General features: G+C 74.0%; 16 protein-coding genes. 5 read left to right on the top strand and 11 right to left on the bottom strand.

Annotation, left to right across the window (positions count from 1 at the left end):
- Positions 1–17 precede the first annotated feature (17 nt).
- A complete protein-coding gene (locus EUS26_RS07495) occupies positions 18–1,205 on the bottom strand; it encodes a glycoside hydrolase family 26 protein (RefSeq protein ID WP_202865080.1) in 1,188 nt (395 codons plus the stop codon).
- Between the two features lie 69 nt (positions 1,206–1,274).
- On the opposite strand from EUS26_RS07495, the gene EUS26_RS07490 reads away from it, so the two are divergent.
- The 5 genes from EUS26_RS07490 (at position 1,275) to EUS26_RS07470 (ending at position 5,314) form a co-directional block, all read left to right on the top strand.
- The gene (locus EUS26_RS07490) at positions 1,275–2,216 is read left to right on the top strand and encodes a 1,4-dihydroxy-2-naphthoyl-CoA synthase (protein ID WP_130012736.1); all 942 of its coding nucleotides are present in this window, start codon (positions 1,275–1,277) and stop codon (positions 2,214–2,216) included.
- Between the two features lie 86 nt (positions 2,217–2,302).
- Complete coding sequence (locus tag EUS26_RS07485; RefSeq protein WP_130012734.1) at positions 2,303–2,938, top strand: hypothetical protein; 636 nt, start codon at positions 2,303–2,305, stop codon at positions 2,936–2,938.
- Positions 2,922–4,130: an AMP-binding protein gene (locus EUS26_RS07480; RefSeq protein WP_238148852.1), complete on the top strand. Its 1,209-nt coding sequence runs from the start codon at positions 2,922–2,924 to the stop codon at positions 4,128–4,130. Before EUS26_RS07485 ends, EUS26_RS07480 begins: the two co-directional genes overlap by 17 nt.
- Positions 4,131–4,149: 19 nt before the next feature.
- A complete protein-coding gene (locus EUS26_RS07475; protein WP_130012732.1) occupies positions 4,150–4,428 on the top strand; it encodes a PLD nuclease N-terminal domain-containing protein in 279 nt (92 codons plus the stop codon).
- A gap of 10 nt (positions 4,429–4,438) precedes the next feature.
- Positions 4,439–5,314, top strand: a complete 876-nt coding sequence (locus EUS26_RS07470; RefSeq protein ID WP_130012730.1) for a 1,4-dihydroxy-2-naphthoate polyprenyltransferase — start codon at positions 4,439–4,441, stop codon at positions 5,312–5,314.
- A 218-nt stretch (positions 5,315–5,532) separates the two neighbouring features.
- Here the strand turns inward: EUS26_RS07470 and EUS26_RS07465 are convergent, their stop codons facing one another.
- From EUS26_RS07465 to EUS26_RS07420, 10 genes are read right to left on the bottom strand one after another with little or no spacing between them, the layout of a single operon-like run.
- Positions 5,533–5,781, bottom strand: coding sequence for a DUF4229 domain-containing protein (locus EUS26_RS07465; protein WP_130012728.1), 249 nt, complete (start codon positions 5,779–5,781; stop codon positions 5,533–5,535).
- Complete coding sequence (gene ccsB, locus EUS26_RS07460) at positions 5,778–6,788, bottom strand: c-type cytochrome biogenesis protein CcsB (RefSeq protein WP_130012726.1); 1,011 nt, start codon at positions 6,786–6,788, stop codon at positions 5,778–5,780. The genes EUS26_RS07465 and ccsB overlap by 4 nt, the downstream gene beginning before the upstream one ends.
- Entirely contained in the window at positions 6,785–8,470 is a 1,686-nt protein-coding gene (gene resB, locus EUS26_RS07455; RefSeq protein WP_238148851.1) for a cytochrome c biogenesis protein ResB, read from the bottom strand. The genes ccsB and resB overlap by 4 nt, the downstream gene beginning before the upstream one ends.
- On the bottom strand, positions 8,470–9,231 hold the full coding sequence (locus tag EUS26_RS07450) for a cytochrome c biogenesis CcdA family protein (RefSeq protein ID WP_130012724.1): 762 nt from the start codon (positions 9,229–9,231) through the stop codon (positions 8,470–8,472). Before EUS26_RS07450 ends, resB begins: the two co-directional genes overlap by 1 nt.
- Positions 9,228–9,881 carry a TlpA family protein disulfide reductase gene (locus EUS26_RS07445; protein WP_202865079.1) on the bottom strand — a complete coding sequence of 218 codons (654 nt, stop codon included), beginning with the start codon at positions 9,879–9,881 and terminating at the stop codon, positions 9,228–9,230. Before EUS26_RS07445 ends, EUS26_RS07450 begins: the two co-directional genes overlap by 4 nt.
- Positions 9,878–10,588: a histidine phosphatase family protein gene (locus tag EUS26_RS07440; protein ID WP_130012722.1), complete on the bottom strand. Its 711-nt coding sequence runs from the start codon at positions 10,586–10,588 to the stop codon at positions 9,878–9,880. Before EUS26_RS07440 ends, EUS26_RS07445 begins: the two co-directional genes overlap by 4 nt.
- A 46-nt stretch (positions 10,589–10,634) precedes the next feature.
- Positions 10,635–13,133: a polynucleotide kinase-phosphatase gene (locus EUS26_RS07435; RefSeq protein ID WP_130012720.1), complete on the bottom strand. Its 2,499-nt coding sequence runs from the start codon at positions 13,131–13,133 to the stop codon at positions 10,635–10,637.
- Entirely contained in the window at positions 13,130–14,545 is a 1,416-nt protein-coding gene (locus EUS26_RS07430; RefSeq protein ID WP_130012718.1) for a 3' terminal RNA ribose 2'-O-methyltransferase Hen1, read from the bottom strand. The genes EUS26_RS07435 and EUS26_RS07430 overlap by 4 nt, the downstream gene beginning before the upstream one ends.
- 12 nt (positions 14,546–14,557) lie before the next feature.
- A complete protein-coding gene (hemL, locus tag EUS26_RS07425; protein WP_130012716.1) occupies positions 14,558–15,880 on the bottom strand; it encodes a glutamate-1-semialdehyde 2,1-aminomutase in 1,323 nt (440 codons plus the stop codon).
- A gap of 49 nt (positions 15,881–15,929) precedes the next feature.
- On the bottom strand, positions 15,930–16,403 hold the full coding sequence (locus EUS26_RS07420) for a MarR family winged helix-turn-helix transcriptional regulator (RefSeq protein WP_130012714.1): 474 nt from the start codon (positions 16,401–16,403) through the stop codon (positions 15,930–15,932).
- Position 16,404: the final 1 nt, after the last annotated feature.

The raw sequence follows: 16,404 nt of genomic DNA, 5'->3' as shown, positions 1-16,404 counted from the left end.
TCCCTGAGGCGGCGCGGTCAGCAGCCCTCGCCGGGGTGGACGTACCACTCGGGGAGGTCCTCGGCGTACGCCTGCGCGACCCCCGGGGTCCCGGTGGCGCGCCAGTCGACGACGGCGTCGACCTCGGGCTCGTGCTTGCGCCACTCGAACCAGTTGACCATGTGCAGCTGCGGGAAGTCGCGGTGCAGTGCGGGGTCGACGAGCTGGGACCACCAGGCACGCTTGATCGTCAGCTCGTCCGCGCCGCCACCACCCGGACGGAAGAACGCCGCCGTCTCCGGTATGCCGACGGGCTTGCCGCGCTCCTGCGCGTACTCGGCGTAGAAGTCGGGGACGGCCGTCTCGTCCCCGGCGGCACCGTCGTAGCTGCCGGTGAGCTGGTCCACGAACTTGCTCTCCTCGGGCACCTCGTTCTCACCCCACGGGTGCGCGTCGCCCCAGTGGTAGAGCGACATACCGACCCAGTCGACGGCGTCGTCGCCCGGGTAGTAGGGAGCGTACGGGTCGTCGCTCTCGTCGACCGTCCCATCCACGGAGGTGTCCAGCGCCTGATAGGCGTCCGACCCCGGAGACGCGGCGTGCGCGCCACCGGTGAAGGGGTACCCACCTCCGTAGTTCGGTGCCCACATCATGGCGCTGCCCGGAGCCTCGCGGTGGACCGCGTCGGCGACCCGGCGGAAAGCCTCCCGGTAGGCCTCGGGCTGCTGACCCCAGGGGTACCAGGACCCGTTCATCTCATGGGCGAAGCGGACGACGACGGGCACACCGTCCTCGTTGTAGCCGTCCAGGAGGGTGGCGAGCGCACCCACCGCCTCGTCGGTGACGGTGGCGAGCCCGTCGTGCGGCTCCAGCGTGAGGAGCAGCATCCCCCCGTTGTCGCGGACCTGGTCCTTGGCCGCCGTGACGTGCTCCTCGTCCTGCGCCTGGAGGGGAAAGCGCGCGAAGCTCACGGCGACGGCCGGCCGCTCCCCCAGCCGCTCGGCATACTCCGACAGCAGGTCGCGCTCCCAGTCCAGGTTGACCCCGGCCAGCACGCCGGTCGACGGCGCCAGGTCGTCGCCCAGCGACAGGCACGGAGCTGCGGACGCGGACGTCGTCACGGCATCCTCGCCGGCGCCCGGACCGCCGCTGGACGGGACGACGCACCCGCCCACGAGCGCGGTGGCGACGACGGGCAGGGCGAGACGGCTCGGTCGCGTAGACACTACTCAAAAGTAACCGGACCCCCTGACGCCACGGCGGACCGGGGCGGCCCACGGCCTAGGCTGACCCGCGTGAGCGAGCAGACCAGCCAGGCAGGCCAGCCCTTCGACCCCGCGCAGTGGGAGCCGGTCGAGGGCTTCGACCTCACCGACATCACCTACCACCGGCACCGCGAGCTGGGCTGCGTCCGCATCGCCTTCGACCGCCCGGAGGTGCGCAACGCCTTCCGCCCGCACACCGTGGACGAGCTCTACCGCACCCTCGACCACGCGCGGATGACGCCGGACGTCGGGGTGGTCCTGCTCACCGGCAACGGGCCCTCCCCCAAGGACGGGGGGTGGGCGTTCTGCTCCGGTGGCGACCAGCGGATCCGCGGCCGCAGCGGCTACCAGTACTCCTCCTCCCCCGGGTCCGACCCCACCCGGGACGGGGTGGACGAGGCCCGGGTGAGGGCCGAGGGCGGGCGGCTGCACATCCTCGAGGTCCAGCGCCTCATCCGCACCATGCCCAAGGTCGTCGTCGCGGTGGTCGGCGGCTGGGCGGCCGGTGGTGGCCACAGCCTGCACGTGGTCTGCGACCTGACGGTCGCCTCCCGCGAGCACGCCCGGTTCAAGCAGACCGACGCCGACGTGGGCAGCTTCGACGCCGGCTACGGGTCGGCATACCTCGCCAAGATGGTTGGCCAGAAGAACGCCCGCGAGATCTTCTTCCTCGGCCGCGCCTACGACGCGGAGCAGATGCAGCGGATGGGGGCGGTCAACATCGTCGCCGACCATGCCCGGCTGGAGACCGAGGCGGTGCAGGTGGCGCGCGAGGTCCTCGGCAAGAGCCCGACCGCGCAGCGGATGCTCAAGTTCGCGCTGAACCTCACCGACGACGGCCTCATGGGCCAGCAGGTCTTCGCCGGCGAGGCGACCCGGCTCGCGTACATGACCGACGAGGCGGTCGAGGGCCGCGACGCCTTCCTGGAGAAGCGCGACCCGGACTGGCGCTCCTACCCGTGGTACTTCTGAGCCCCCGGCACCGACGGGCCCGACCGGCCCTCCCGTGAGACGATGACCGGGCCGACCACGGCCGCGACCAGGGAGGACCTTCCGCGATGCGACGCCCACTGATGGCCCTGCTGGCCGCCCCCGCCCTGCTCCTCGCGGCCTGCGACGGCGGCGCAGAGGTGGTCGAGACGAGCGAGGACGCGTCCACCACCGACGCGGCCGGCGACGACGACGCGGCCATCACCAGCGCCCCGGACCCCACCGAGGAGGCCGCTGCGGGCGACGACGCCGCCGTCACCAGCGCCGCACCCGACGGGGTCGAGGGTGGCGAGGAGGGCCAGGCGGCCGCCGACCGGGCCAAGGAGTTCCTGCTCGCGCTGGTCGACGCGGACCCGGCCGCCTGCGGCTTCATGCTGTCCTTCACCGACACCAGCCGGCCGATGGAGCAGGTGCCGGAGGACCTCGCGCTGTGCGAGGAGCAGCTGCCCGAGACCATGTCGGCGGCGGTGGAGGCGCAGGGTCTGGGCGAGGAGGGGCGCGACATCCTCGGGGCCATGCAGATCACCGGTGCCGAGGTCGGCGCCGAGGGCGAGACGGCCGTCATCGACGAGGACAACTACTCCGAGCTCTTCGCCGAGTCGATGGGTGACTCGACCATCACGCTGGTCAAGATCGACGGCACGTGGTTCGTCGACGTCGAGCGCTTCCTCGAGACCCCCGAGCCCGGTGGCGACGGACGCTGACGACCTGGTCGTGCCGCCCGGCGCGACCTGGGCCGACCTCGGGCCGCCGCTGCGCAGGCTGATGACCGGAGCCGGCGGTCGACCGGTCGTCGTCGCCACCTCGGGCTCGAGCGGCACCCCGAAGCGGGTCCGGCTGCCCGCGGCCTCGTTGCGCGCCTCGGGCACCGGCACCGCCGAGCGGCTCGGCGGCCACGGCCAGTGGCTCCTCACCCTGCCGACGCACCACGTCGCCGGGCTGCAGGTGCTGGCCCGGTCGGCGCTGGCCGGGACCGAGCCCGTCGAGCTGGACCCCGGGCAGCCGTTCACCGCCGACACGTTCGCGGCGGCCGTCGCCCGGCTCGACACCGGGGCGCGCCGTTACGTCTCGCTCGTCCCGACCCAGCTGCACCGGGCTCTCGCCGAGCCCGCCGGGGTGGCCGCGCTGCGGTGGCTGGACGCGGTCCTCGTGGGCGGCGCGGCGACCGACGCGGCGCTGCTGGGCCGGGCCCGCGACGCCGGCGCCCGGGTCGTGACGACCTACGGCATGTCCGAGACCTGCGGCGGCTGCGTCTACGACGGCGTCCCGCTGCCCGGCGTGCAGGTGCAGGTCACCGACGAGGGGCGGGTCCGGTTGGGCGGCCCGGTGCTCGCCGAGGGCTACGTCGACGACCCCCCGCTCACCGCCCGGTCCTTCGTCACGGACGAGTCCGGCCGGTGGTTCGTCACCGAGGACCGGGGGGTATGCCGTGCCGGCCGCCTCGTCGTCCTCGGCCGGGTCGACGACGTCATCGTCACCGGGGGCCACAAGGTCGAGCCGCGCGACGTGGAGGAGGCGCTGCGGGCGCTGCCCCAGGTCGCGGACGCGTTGGTCGTCGGGATGCCCGACCCCGAGTGGGGCCAGCGGGTGGCCGCGCTGGTCATCTCCGCGCCGGACAGCGCCGCGCCGGACAGCGCCGCGCCGGACAGCGCCGCGCCGGACAGCGCCGCGCACGGCCGGGCGCGCCCCGGCGAAGCCGCATCGGACGGCGCCACCCGCAACCTGTCCGCCGCCCACCTGCTCGCGGCGCTCCGCCGCAGCCTGCCCGCGCACGCCGTGCCGCGGCAGGTCGAGGTGGTGGACGCCATACCCATGCTGCCCAGTGGCAAACCGGACCGGACGGCGGCGCGGCGACTGCTCGACCCGGGTGGCAGAATGGAGCCTCACCTGCACTGACGTGGAAGGAGGTGGGCACGTGCTCCGCGTGGTGATCGCCGTGGCGCTGCTGGCGTTCGTCGTGTTCACCGTCGTCGACGCCGTGCAGACCGACAAGCACGAGGTGCGCGGTCTGCCCAAGCCGGTGTGGGTCGTCGTGTGCGTGATCCTCCCGGGCGTCGGCGGCCTGGCCTGGCTCGTCGCCGGGCGCCCCCGCAGCCTGCTCGACATCATCTTCGGTGACCGGGGCGGACGCTCCGGGCGTCCGCGCGGCCCGCTCGGGCCGGACGACGACCCCGACTTCTTGCGAGACCTGTAGGAGCCCTGCGATGGCAACCCTCGCCCAGTGGATCGAGGGCGCGCGACCGCGCACCCTCCCCGCCGCGCTCGCCCCCGTGCTCATCGGCACCGCCGCCGCGGACGCCCTCGGCGCCGCGGACCTCGGCCTCGCGGTGCTGGCGCTGTGCGTCGCGCTCGGCTTCCAGATCGGCGTCAACTACGCCAACGACTACTCCGACGGCATCCGCGGCACCGACGAGGACCGCGTCGGCCCGGTCAGGCTGGTGGGCCAGCGGCTCGCGGACCCGGCCAACGTGCGCACGGCCGCCTTCGCCGCGTTCTTCGGCGCGGGCATCTGCGGCCTCGCGCTGGTGGCGCTGTCGGGGGCGTGGCTGCTCATCCTCGTCGGGCTGCTCGCGCTGTGGGCCGCATGGCACTACACCGGCGGGGCCAAGCCCTACGGCTACCGCGGCCTCGGCGAGGTCATGGTCTTCGTCTTCTTCGGGCTGTTCGCCGTGCTCGGCACCACGTGGACCCAGGCGCAGACGCTCGACCTGGGGGCCGTCGGCGGCGCCGTCGGCTGCGGGCTGCTGGCCAGCGCCATCCTGGTGACCAACAACCTGCGCGACCTCGAGGGCGACCGGGCCGCCGGCAAGCGCACGCTCGCGGTCCGCATCGGCTTCCGCCGCACCCGTCGCCTCTACGCCGGGTTCGTCGTCGGGGCCTTCGTCGCCGTCCTGGCCGCCGCCCTCGCCCACCCCTGGGCGCTGCTGGGCCTGCTCGCCGCCCCGCTCGCGTGGCGCCCCTACCGGCTCGTCACCGATCCGGACACCTACGGCCCGGCGCTGCTGCCGGCGCTGGCCCAGACCGGCGTCCTGCAGCTGGGGTATGCCGTGGCCCTCTCGGTCGGCCTCGTCCTCTCCTGAGAGCCGCGCCGGCGGCGCTGCGTGTGCGGTCATGGCCCCAGGAGGGCCACCATCGCGCACAGCCCCTGCCCCGCCTGGCCTGCCGACCTGAGCCGCCGAGCCTGCGTGTGCGGTCATGGCCCCTGGAAGGCCACCCGGGCGCACAGAGCCGTCGCCAACGCGCATACCCCCTGACCGCTGCCCGCACGCCCCTGACCGCGGGGCCGCAGCCGTGAGGGTCAGTCCTCCTCGTCGACCCGCTCGTCCTCGAGCTGGGCCCGGCGGCGCTCCATGCGGTCCCCGACGCGCCGCTCCAGCCCGGCCGCGAGCCGGTCCCGGTCGGGGGCGAGCAGGAAGTAGGACACCACCAGGGAGGCCACGGCGGCCAGCACCGCCGACCACAGCACGTTCAGCGTCAGCAGCCGCCCCAGCGCGAAGAAGCCCAGGAAGACCAGCAGCCGCATGACGGTGTAGCGCGCCAGGATCAATTGGCCACCCCCGAGTAGGAGTGCAGACCGGTCATGAGCAGGTTGACCACGGTGTAGTTCACGACGATGCAGGCGAACCCGGCGATGGCCACCCAGGTCGCCTTGCGGGTGGTCCAGCCGGACGTCGCCCGCGCGTGCAGGTAGGCGGCATACACCACCCAGATGACGAAGCTCCAGGTCTCCTTGGGGTCCCAGCCCCAGTAGCGCCCCCAGGCCTGCTCGGCCCAGACCGCGCCGGACATCACCGCGAAGGTCCACAGCGGGAAGGCCACGATGTGCACGCCGTAGGTGATCCGCTCGAGCTTGACCGCCTCCGGCAGCGCCGCGAGCCAGCCCTGCACCCGGCCCTTGCGCTGGGCGGTGTCCCGGAGCAGGTATGCCGTGGCGACCGCCGCGCCGAGGAGGAAGAGCGCGATGGACAGGGTGGCGATCGTGACGTGGATGACCAGCCAGATGTTGTCCAGGGCCGGCATCAGCTGGGACGCCTCGGTGTACCACCACAGCTTGGCCGCGCCGAGGATGAGCAGCACCGGCACGACGACGAAGGCGCCGAGCCAGAGCCGGTCCTTGCGCAGGCTCCACGCGGAGTAGACCACGAGCGCGAAGGACGCCGTGAACAGCGCGAACTCGTACATGTTGCCCAGCGGCGCGCGCGCCACCGACATCCCGCGCAGCACCGTCCCGCCGACGACGAGGAAGGTCCCCAGCCAGGTGAGCTGCAGGCCGACGACGCCCCAGCGGCGACTGGGTGCGGGGGCGTCGGAGGCCGGCGCGAGGACCGGCCCTGGGCTCGTCACGGCAGAGCCGGTCGGCGCCGCGACACCGGCTCCGGCTCCGGCTCCGGCAGCGACCGGGACCTCCTCAAGGGTCGTGCGGTCGGCCCGGCGGGTGCGCCTGGAACCGGTGACCGCGAGGTGCACCGAGAAGGCGAGCATCGCCAACGCCAGCACCACGATGCTGGCCCAGATGGCGAGGTCACTGGCCTGGGCCAGGGAAGCGTTCGTCATACCTCATCCTTGTCTCGCGCGTCGTCCCGCGCCACGTCGGCGTCGCTCGCCCGGTCGGTCTGCACGACCCGGCCACCGACCGCCTCGGCGATGCGGTCGACCAGTCCGTCGACCACGTCGTCCAGGCCGGGGTCGGTGCCCTTGGGCAGGGCGGCGACGCTCAGTCCAGTATGCCGCGAGCCCGGGTCGGCGGGATCGCCCGCACCCGGGTGGACGCGGACGAAGACCCGGCGCCGCCGCACGCCGAGCATGAGCACCAGTCCCACGAGGGCGGTGCCGGCGAACAGCAGGGCCGGGAGACGGCCGGGGTCGTGCCGCACGAGCATGCCGCCCCACCGGATGACGGTCTCGAGCTCGATGGTGCCCCGGTCGCCGGGGATCTCCAGGGTGTCGCCGGGGCGCAGCAGCATCCGGCTCGGTTGGCCGTCGTCCTGCATGACCTGGTCGAGGGTCTCGGTGGGGATGGAGAAGACCGACTGCGAGCGCCCCTCGGGGAAGAGCTCGCCCTCGTAGGCGGTGAGCACCAGGGCCGGGTCGACCAGGCCCGGGAAGGAGGAGGTCATGCCGGCCTCGCTGATGTCCAGGGTCGGCAGGAAGCCGCCGGCGAAGCCCAGCCCCGGGTCGGCGCCGGGCACCTTGATGACGCCGTCCGAGCCGTAGGTGTTGTCCTGCGGCAGGAAGGTCACCGCGTCGGAGAAGAGGATCTCGCCCTCGGGGTCGCGGACGGTGACGACCGGGGCGTAGCCGTTGCCGAGGAGGAACATCGAGGTGCCGTCGATGGACAGCGGGGCGTTGACCCCGAAGTCGACCTGCCGCTCGGTGCCGTCGTCCTCGATGGTGGCCACACCGCGGAAGACCCGCGGCTGGCCGAACTGCGCCCCCTCCGCCTGCGCCTCGAACTGCACGTCGAGGTCGTTCAGCTCCACCGTGAAGGCGGGCAGGTCGGACTCGTCGACGAGCGGGCCGAGGCTCAGGGTGTCGAAGGTGCCCGCCCCGGAGGTCCAGGACTCGCCCTCCTTGATGATGATCTCGCCGCGCCAGCCGAAGAGGTGGCCGACCGCGACGGAGACGATGATGCCGAGCAGCGCCAGGTGGAAGAGCAGGTTGCCGGTCTCCTTGGCGAAGCCCTTCTCGGCGGCCACGACGAGGGCTCCGTCCGGTTCCTCCCGCAGGCGGAACCGCCGGGAGGCCAGCTGGGCGCGCGCCGCGGCCACCACGTCGTCGGGGGCGGCGTCCAGCACGACCCGGCGGTGCACCGGGAGCCGGCCGAGCCGGGCCGGGGTGCGCGGGGGCTGGGCCCGCACGGCCCGCAGGTGCTGCCGCATCCGCGGCAGCACGCACCCGACGAGGCTGATCATGAGGAGCAGGTAGATCGAGGCGAACCAGGGCGAGGAGTAGACCTCGAACATCCCGAGCCGGTCCAGCCAGCGGGCCAGACCGGGGTCGTCGTCGAAGTACTGCCGCACCCGGACCGGGTCGACCCCCCGCTGCGGGAAGATCGAGCCCGGGATGGCGGCGACCGCCAGGAGCAGCAGCAGCGCCAGGGCCGTCCGCATGCTGGTGAGCTGGCGCCAGGCCCAGCGCGCCCAGCCCACCGGGCCGAGGCGCGGGCCGCCGAGGGTGGTGCGGTCCTTGGGGTAGCTCGCCTCGATCCGCTCGCGGCTCTGCTGGTCGGTCGTCATCAGAGCACCGTCTCGAAGTTGCTGACGAGCTGGGCCTGGACCCACGCGGTGAGCCCCGCCCAGACCCCGCTGAGCATGAGCAGGCCGAGCACGACGAGCAGCCCGCCACCGACCCGCTGGATGACCAGGTAGTGGTCGCGCAGCCACCGCGAGGCCACGCTCACCCAGCCGACCCCGGCCGCGACGAGGAGGAAGGGCAGGCCCAGGCCGAGGCTGTATGCCGTGCCCAGCACCACCGCACGACCCACCTGGTCCTCACCCGGCACGATCGAGGTGCCGAGGGTCTGGATGGCGGCGAGCGCCGGGCCGGTGCAGGCGGTGAAGCCCAGCCCGAAAGCCACCCCCAGCAGGGGCGCCCCGGCGAGGCCGGCGGCCGGCCGCCAGCGCAGCTGCCACGAGGCGCCCGGCTGCACGATCATCACCATCCCCAGGACGACCACGACCGCCCCGGCGACCCGCAGCAGCACGCCCTGGTGCTGCACGAGGGCCAGGCCCAGCCCGGAGATGGCCACGCTCATGAGCAGGAACACGGCGGTGAAGCCGAGCACGAAGAGCAGGGCACCGAGCAGCAGACGGCCCCGGCCGGCGTCACCGGGGCGTGCCGGACCCGCCCCGGGACGACCGGGAGCCATGCCCCCGAGGTAGCCCAGGAAGCCCGGGACCAGCGGCAGCACGCAGGGCGAGGCGAAGGACACCACGCCCGCGAGCGCGGCCACGCCCACGGCCAGCAGCAGCGGGCCGGTGAGGACGAGGTCGCTCACCCGGCCTCCCCGTCCCCACCCGCCTCGACGGTGCCGTCGGCCAGGACGTCCTCGACGAGGCTGCGCAGGGTGCTGGCGTCGACCTGCCCGCTGACGCGGGCGGCGAGCCGCCCGTCACCGTCGACGACGAGGGTGGTGGGCGTCGCGACGGCCAGGCTGCCCAGCTGGGCGCGGGTCCGCCCGCCGTCGTCCTGGAGGGAGGGGTAGGGGACGGCGTACTTCTTCTCGAAGGCCAGCGCGTTGGGGATGGTGTCGCGCGAGTTGAGGCCGATGAAGGTCACCGGCTCACCCGCCTCGCGCATCTCGGTCTCCACCTCGACGAGGTCGGGGACCTCCGCGACGCAGGGCCCGCACCACGACCCCCACACGTTGACGACCACCACCTCACCGGCGTGGTCGGCGCTGCTCCACGGCTCGTCCTCCAGCGTGGTGCCCTCCAGCGTGACCTCGTGGTCGCGCTCGGCGACGGCGACCTGCTGAATCGTCCCGTCGCCGGCGACGTAGCCCTTCTGGTCTCCCTGGCGCATCTGCTCGTTGATGCTGGTGCCGTCGTCGTCGCTGCAGCCGGCGAGGGCGAGCGCGAGGGCGGGGACCAGGACGGCTCCCGCCACCCGGCCCACCCTGCGGACGGACGGCGGCGCCTGGCTCACCGGGTCACCTCGCCGGCCTCGCCGGTCACGTCCACCGCGGCGTCGAGCAGGTGGCCGGCGGGCTCGGCATACATCACCCGCACGGGGAGGTGGGCGTGGAAGAGGATGGTCGTCACCGAGGCGAGGCTGCAGCGGCGGCGACGCGGGTGGTGCCAGAGCCGGTTGCCCTCCACCGAGCGGCGCAGCGTCCAGATCGGCAGCTGGTGGCTGACCACGACGCCCTCGTAGCCCTCGACGTCCTGCCGCAGGGCGTCCAGCCCCGCCCGCATCCGGGTGGCGATGTCGACGTAGGGCTCGCCCCAGGAGGGGCGGAAGGGGTTGAGGTAGAGCGGCCAGTGCCGGGGGTCGGCGAGCACGTTGCGGGTCACCCGCTGCCCCTCGAAGGCGTTGCCGCTCTCGACGAACCGCTCGTCGAGGTCGACCGCGAGGTCGTGGGCGGAGGCGATCGGCTCGGCCGTCTCGCGGGCCCGTTCGAGCGGGGAGCTCACCACCCGGCGGACGTCGCGGTCGGCGAGGTGCTCGGCGCTCGCCCGCGCCATCCGCCGGCCGAGGTCGGACAGGTGATAACCCGGCATCCGGCCGTAGAGGATGCGCTCGGGGTTGTGCACCTCCCCGTGCCGCACGACGTGCACGAGCGTGACGGGGGTGCCGTCGTGCAGGGTCCGTGGGGTGCCCTCGCTGGGGGGCAGACCGTCGGCTCCAGACATGCGCGTGATTCTCCCACGTGTCCCTGGGCAGGGCCTGGGACGGATCTCACAGGCGGGGGTCCACCGGCTCCGACTCCAGCGCGAGCACGGCGAAGACCGCCTCGTGCACGCGCCACAGGGGTTCGCCCCTGGCCAGCCGGTCCAGCGCCTCCAGCCCGAGGGCGTGCTCGCGGAGCGCCAGCGCGCGCTTGTGCCCGAGGTGGCGACCCCGGAGGCGCTCCAGGTGCTCCGGAGCGGTGTAGTCCGGACCGTAGATGATGCGGAGGTACTCCTTGCCGCGCACCTTGAGCCCGGGCTGGACGAGCGTGCCGCGCGGTCGGGCGAGCCCGGCCACCGGCTTGACCACCATCCCCTCACCTCCGGCCCCGGTCAGCTCCTCCCACCACCGGGCACCCTCGGCGCAGCTCGCCGCCGACCCAGTACGCACCGGGAGCCGACGGGTCCGGTGGAACAGACCGGGATCGGCCTCGACGAGCCGGTCGGCGACGGCCAGGTGCCACAGGTGGTCCCGGTCGGCGATCCGCTCACCGCCGGCGAGGAGCACCTGGAAGGGGGCCAGACGGACCCCCTCGAGGCCGTCGGTCGGCCAGACGTAGCGCTGCCATGCGATGTCGTAGGCGTAGGCGTCGTGCTCGCGACGGCGGGTCCGCTGCAGCAGCTCACCGACGTCGAGACCCCGTCCGGAGGCGGCCTCCAGGACCTCCCGGGCCGCCGGAAGGGCCAGCCGCGCGGCCGCGCCGACCGCGGCGTACTGCTCGCGCAGCAGGCCCTCGGCCTTGGCCGACCAGGGCAGCAGCTCGGCGTCCAGCAGGAGGTCGCCGGCGCCGAGGTCGTCGTCCAGGCCGGCGCGGGTCAGCGCCGTCCGGACCCGCGCGACCAGCTGGTCCTGCAGCGGCGCCGGGAAGAACGCGCGCCCGGTCCGGGTGTAGACCGCGCCGCCCTCCTCACGCAGGTGCACCACCGCGCGCGAGCCCATGTGCTTCTCCTCGCACACGACCTCCTCGACCCCCCACTCCGCATACTGGGCGAAGGCCTCGTCGGGGTGCTCGAGGTGTCCCTCCGCGCGCGAGCTCGGAACCGGGGCCATCGTCGGCGGCAGGTACGGGACCCAGCGCGGGTGCAGCGCGAACCGGCTCATCACCTCCAGCGCGCCGGCTGCGGCCTCGGCGCTGACGAGCACCCGCCCGAGCTCGGCGGTCTCGACATGGCGCCTCCCGGAGACGTCGGCGAGGCGCAGCTCGTCCTCGCCCCGGCCGGCGACCTCCGCCGTCAGCGGGCGGGCCGGGGTGTAGTGCACTGCCCGTGCCGGGACCTGCACGGTCTCGCGCTCCGGCCACCGCAGCGCCGACAGCCGGCCGCCGAAGACCACCCCCGTGTCGAGGCACAGGGTGTTGTTCACCCACTCGAGCCGAGTGGTGGGGACGTGCCCGTAGACGACCGCCGCACGGCCCCGGTACTCCTCGGCCCAGGGGTAGCGGACGGGCAGTCCGTACTCGTCGGTCTCGCCCGTCGTGTCGCCGTAGAGCGCGAACGCCCGCACGCGCCCCGACGCCCGGCCGTGGTAGGCCTCCTTCAGGCCGGCGTGCGCGACGACCAGCCGGCCGCGGTCGAGGACCCGGTGCGCAACCAGCGCGTCGCACCAGTCGCGGACCTCGTCGCAGAACGCGGCCGGCTCGCGCGCCAGCTCCTGCAGGGTCACCTCGAGCCCGTGGCTGACCTGCACCTTCGCCCCACGCAGCGCACGCACCAGCTTGGCCTCGTGGTTGCCCGGCACCACCATGGCGTGGCCGGCCCGCTCCATGCCCATGACGAGCCGGAGCACGCCGACCGAGCTGGGTCCGCGGTCGACGAGGTCACCGACCGACACCAGGGTTCGGCCCTGCGGGTGCACCGCGTCGACCGGTCGGCCCTGCGTGTCCCGGGTCACGGCATACCCCAGCTCCTGCAGCAGGTCGAGCAGCTCGTCCAGGCAGCCGTGGACGTCGCCGACGAGGTCGAACGGCCCGTGGTGGTCGGTGTGGTCGCTGCGCAGCCTCTCCCGGACCACGGTGGCGGTGTCGACCTCCTCGGGCGAGCCGAGCACGTGCACGCCGCGGAACCCCTCGCGACCCAGTCCGCGCAGGGACTTCTGCAGCTGCCGGTCGTGCCGGCGCACCGGTCCCTCACCGAAGTCCCGGTCCGGACGGTGCCGGTTGCGCTCGATCGCCACGTCGGCGCCCACGTCCAGCACCACCGCCACCGGGAGCACGTCGTGCTCGCGCGCCAGCCGCACCAGGTCGGCACGGGCGGCCCGGGTCACGTTGGTGGCGTCGACGACCGTGAGCAGGCCGCGCCGCAGCCGGACCGACACGAGGTGGTGCAGCACCTCGAAGGCGTCCGCGCTGGCGGACTGGTCGTTCTCGTCGCCGCTGACCATGGCCCGGCAGGCGTCCGAGCTCACCGTCTCGTGCGGTCTGAAGACCCGCTGCGCGAAGGTGGTCTTGCCCGAGCCGGAGGCCCCCATGAGCACGACCAGGCACACCTCGGGGATCCTCAGCTCGCTCATGACTCGTCCTGCCTGCTCAGCAGGGCCAGCTGGGTGGGCGGGCCGAGCTCGGGGTGCTCCTCGCCGACGGGGCGCAGCTCCACGGCGTAACCGTGGCGCTCCCCGACCCCGCGCACCCAGGCGGCGAACTCGGCGCGGGTCCACTCGAAGCGGTGGTCCGGGTGCCGCCGCCCCCCCTTGGGTATGCCGTAGACGGGGTTGTGCTCGACGTTCGGCGTCGTGACGACGACGTGCCGGGGGCGGGCCGATCCGAACACGGTGGCCTCGAGGTCGGGAAGCCGCTCGGGGTCCACGTGCTCGACCACCTCGACCAGCAGCACCGCGTCGTAGCCGGCGAGCACGTCGTCGCGGTAGGTCACCGAGGACTGCCGCAGCGTGATGCGGGCACGCTGCCGCTCCGGGAGCCGGTCCAGCCCCAGGCGTCGCTCGGCCCGGTCCAGCGCCGCCGCGGACACGTCCACACCCAGGATCTCGAGGTAGACCGGGTCCTCGAGCAGGGCGCGCAGGTAGGTGCCCTCGCCGCACCCCAGGTCGACCACCCGGCGAGCGCCGCATTCCTGCAGGACGGCCAGCACCGCCTCCACCCGGGTCTGCCGCAGCGGGGTGGCGGCGTCCGCCTCGGTCTCCGGGTCCGGGACGGTTTCGTCGAGCTCGGTGAGGCGCTCCAGGGCGTCGTCCACGAAGCGTCGGCGCACCCCGAGGTAGCGGCGGGTGATGAGCTCGCGGTCGGGGTGAGCGGACAGCCATCCCTCGCCGCGGCGCAGCAGCTTGTCCACCTCGTCCGGGCTCACCCAGTAGTGCTTCTGGTCGTCGAGGACCGGGAGCAGCACGTAGAGGTGGGCCAGGGCGTCCGCGAGCCGGTGCCACCCGGTGAGCCGGACGTCGGCGTAGGGCGCCTCCCCCCAGTCGACGTCCACGAGGTCACCCGCCAGCGGGGTGGTGCTGCCCTCGACAGTCCAGCCGAGCGGCTCGAGGAGACGCTGCACCAGCGGAAGACCCCGCTCACCCTCGCGGGCACCCCGGGTGGGCAGGGCCGGGATGCGCACCTCGAGCTCCAGCTCCTGGTCAACCAGGTCGGGCCGCGCGTCGCAGCGCCCGTTGAGCGCCGTGCGGAAGGCCTTGCCCAGGGCGACCGAGAGGAGCGAGGAGGCGGCGTAGGGCCGGTCGTTGACGTAGGCCGCGAGGGTCGCGGGCCCAGCGCCCTGAGCGGGCCGGCCGCGGCGCTGGCCACCCGCGATCGGGTCCACCTCGAGGAGGAGGGCGACGGTGCACCGGTCCGGCGACACCTCCGGGTAGAGGACCGTGGCGCGTCCCCCGGGCAGCTCGACCTCCTGGACCCGGTCGGGGTGCTTGTGCAGCAGGTACCCCAGGTCGCTCGAGGCGGGTCCGACGCAGGTCAGGGTGAGGAGCACCGGCTCATCCTGTCAGGCGACCTCGGCCGCGCTCTCCCCGATCGCCCGCACCGCGTGCTCGACCGCCTCGTCGTCGTGGGCGGCCGAGACGAACCACGACTCGAAGCAGCTGGGCGGCAGGTGCACGCCGCGACGCAGCATGGCGTGGAAGAAGCGGCCGAAGAGCGCGGTGTCCTGGTCCTTCGCGTCCTCGTAGCCGGTCACCTGCCCCTCCCGGAAGAACACGCTGAACATCGACCCGGCCCACTGGATGCGGTGGGGTATGCCGTGGCGCGTGAAGGCGTCGGTGACGGCCGCGGCCAGGGTCTCGCTGACCTCGTCCAGGCGCTGGTAGACCTCGTCCGTGCACCGCTGCAGGGTGGCGAGCCCGGCGGCCGACGCGATCGGGTTCCCCGACAGGGTGCCGGCCTGGTAGACGGGACCCTCAGGGGCGAGCTGGGCCATGACGTCGGACCGGCCACCGAAGGCCGCGGCGGGGAAACCGCCACCCATGACCTTGCCGAAGGTGAAGAGGTCGGGCGCGCCGCCCTCGGGGACGCCCTCGAGCCCCAGCCACCCCGAGCGGGAGCAGCGGAAGCCGGTCATCACCTCGTCGCTGACGAGCAGGGCGCCGTGCTCGCGGGTGAGCCGCCGCAGCGCCTCGGTGAAGGCGGGCTCCGGCGGCACCACGCCCATGTTGCCGGCGGCCGCCTCGGTGATGACGGCGGCGATCTCGGGGCCCCGCTCGGCGAAGGCCGCCTCCAGCGCGGGCACGTCGTTGTAGGGCAGCACGACGGTCTCCCCGGCCGCGCTGGCCGGGACGCCGGGGCTGTCCGGCAGCCCGAACGTCGCCACCCCGGACCCGGCCGAGGCCAGCAGCGCGTCCACGTGCCCGTGGTAGCAGCCGGCGAACTTCACGACGACGGACCGTCCGGTGAAGCCCCGGGCCAGCCGGATGGCGCTCATCGTGGCCTCGGTCCCGGAGCTGACCAGGCGCACCTGCTCGACCGGGTCGACCCGGGCCACGATCTCCTCGGCGAGCGCGACCTCCCGGGCGGTGGGCATACCGAAGGAGAAGCCGTCGGCCGCGGCCTCGGTGACCGCCGCCCGCACCTCCGGGTGCGCGTGGCCCAGGATCATCGGTCCCCACGAGCACACGAGGTCGAGGTAGCGGCGCCCGTCGGCGTCCCACAGCCACGGTCCCTGGGCCCGCTCCATGAACCGGGGTGTGCCGCCGACCGAGCGGAAGGCGCGCACCGGGGAGTTCACCCCGCCCGGGATGACGGCGCGGGCACGTTCCAGCAGGGCCTCGGAAGCCGGGGCGGTGTCCGGGTGGGTCACGGGGTCGGCGCTCATGCCGACCAGCGTACGAGGGCGCACGGCCGTCCCGGCCCGGCGGGAGGGCTCAGACGGCGTCGCTGGCCTCGTCGTCGCGGTGCCGGGTGGCCAGGACCACCCGGCGCATGATGTCGCCGTGCTCGACGAGCTCCTGGCGGGTCAGGTGGTCGATGAAGGCCCGGCGCACGCTCTCCACGTGCACGGGCGCCAGCTTCTCCAGCTGACCCCGCCCGGCATCGGTGAGCACGAGGACGACCCCACGCCGGTCCTGCGGGGCGGGGACCCGCTCCACCCAGCCACGCTTCTCCAGCCGGGACGCGGTGTGGCTCACCCGGCTGCGCGACTGCACCACCAGGTGGGCCAGCTCGGCCATCCGCATCTGACCGCCCGGCGCCTCCGACACCATGCTCAGGACCTCGTACTCCCCCAGGGACAGGCCGAACTCGTCCAGGGCCTCCTCCATGAGCAGGCGCACGAGGTGCGAGCCCCGCAGGATCGAGCGCCAGGCCCGTTGTTCCTCGTCGTCCAGCCAGCGCACCATC

Source organism: Serinicoccus sediminis (assembly GCF_004153545.1).
In the GTDB taxonomy this organism is placed as follows: Bacteria; Actinomycetota; Actinomycetes; order Actinomycetales; family Dermatophilaceae; genus Ornithinicoccus; species Ornithinicoccus sediminis_A.
Note: the sequence above shows the minus strand (reverse complement) of the source record. Positions and strands in the feature narration are given on the sequence as shown.

Excerpts from the sequence above, each read along its gene's own strand:
- ccsB (WP_130012726.1), bottom strand. The coding sequence starts at position 6,788 with ATGACGAACGCTTCCCTGGCCCAGGCCAGTGACCTCGCCATCTGGGCC.
- EUS26_RS07470 (WP_130012730.1), top strand. The coding sequence starts at position 4,439 with ATGGCAACCCTCGCCCAGTGGATCGAGGGCGCGCGACCGCGCACCCTC.
- EUS26_RS07440 (WP_130012722.1), bottom strand. The coding sequence starts at position 10,588 with ATGTCTGGAGCCGACGGTCTGCCCCCCAGCGAGGGCACCCCACGGACC.
- EUS26_RS07435 (WP_130012720.1), bottom strand. The coding sequence starts at position 13,133 with ATGAGCGAGCTGAGGATCCCCGAGGTGTGCCTGGTCGTGCTCATGGGG.
- resB (WP_238148851.1), bottom strand. The coding sequence starts at position 8,470 with ATGACGACCGACCAGCAGAGCCGCGAGCGGATCGAGGCGAGCTACCCC.
- EUS26_RS07485 (WP_130012734.1), top strand. The coding sequence starts at position 2,303 with ATGCGACGCCCACTGATGGCCCTGCTGGCCGCCCCCGCCCTGCTCCTC.
- hemL (WP_130012716.1), bottom strand. The coding sequence starts at position 15,880 with ATGAGCGCCGACCCCGTGACCCACCCGGACACCGCCCCGGCTTCCGAG.
- EUS26_RS07420 (WP_130012714.1), bottom strand. The coding sequence starts at position 16,403 with ATGGTGCGCTGGCTGGACGACGAGGAACAACGGGCCTGGCGCTCGATC.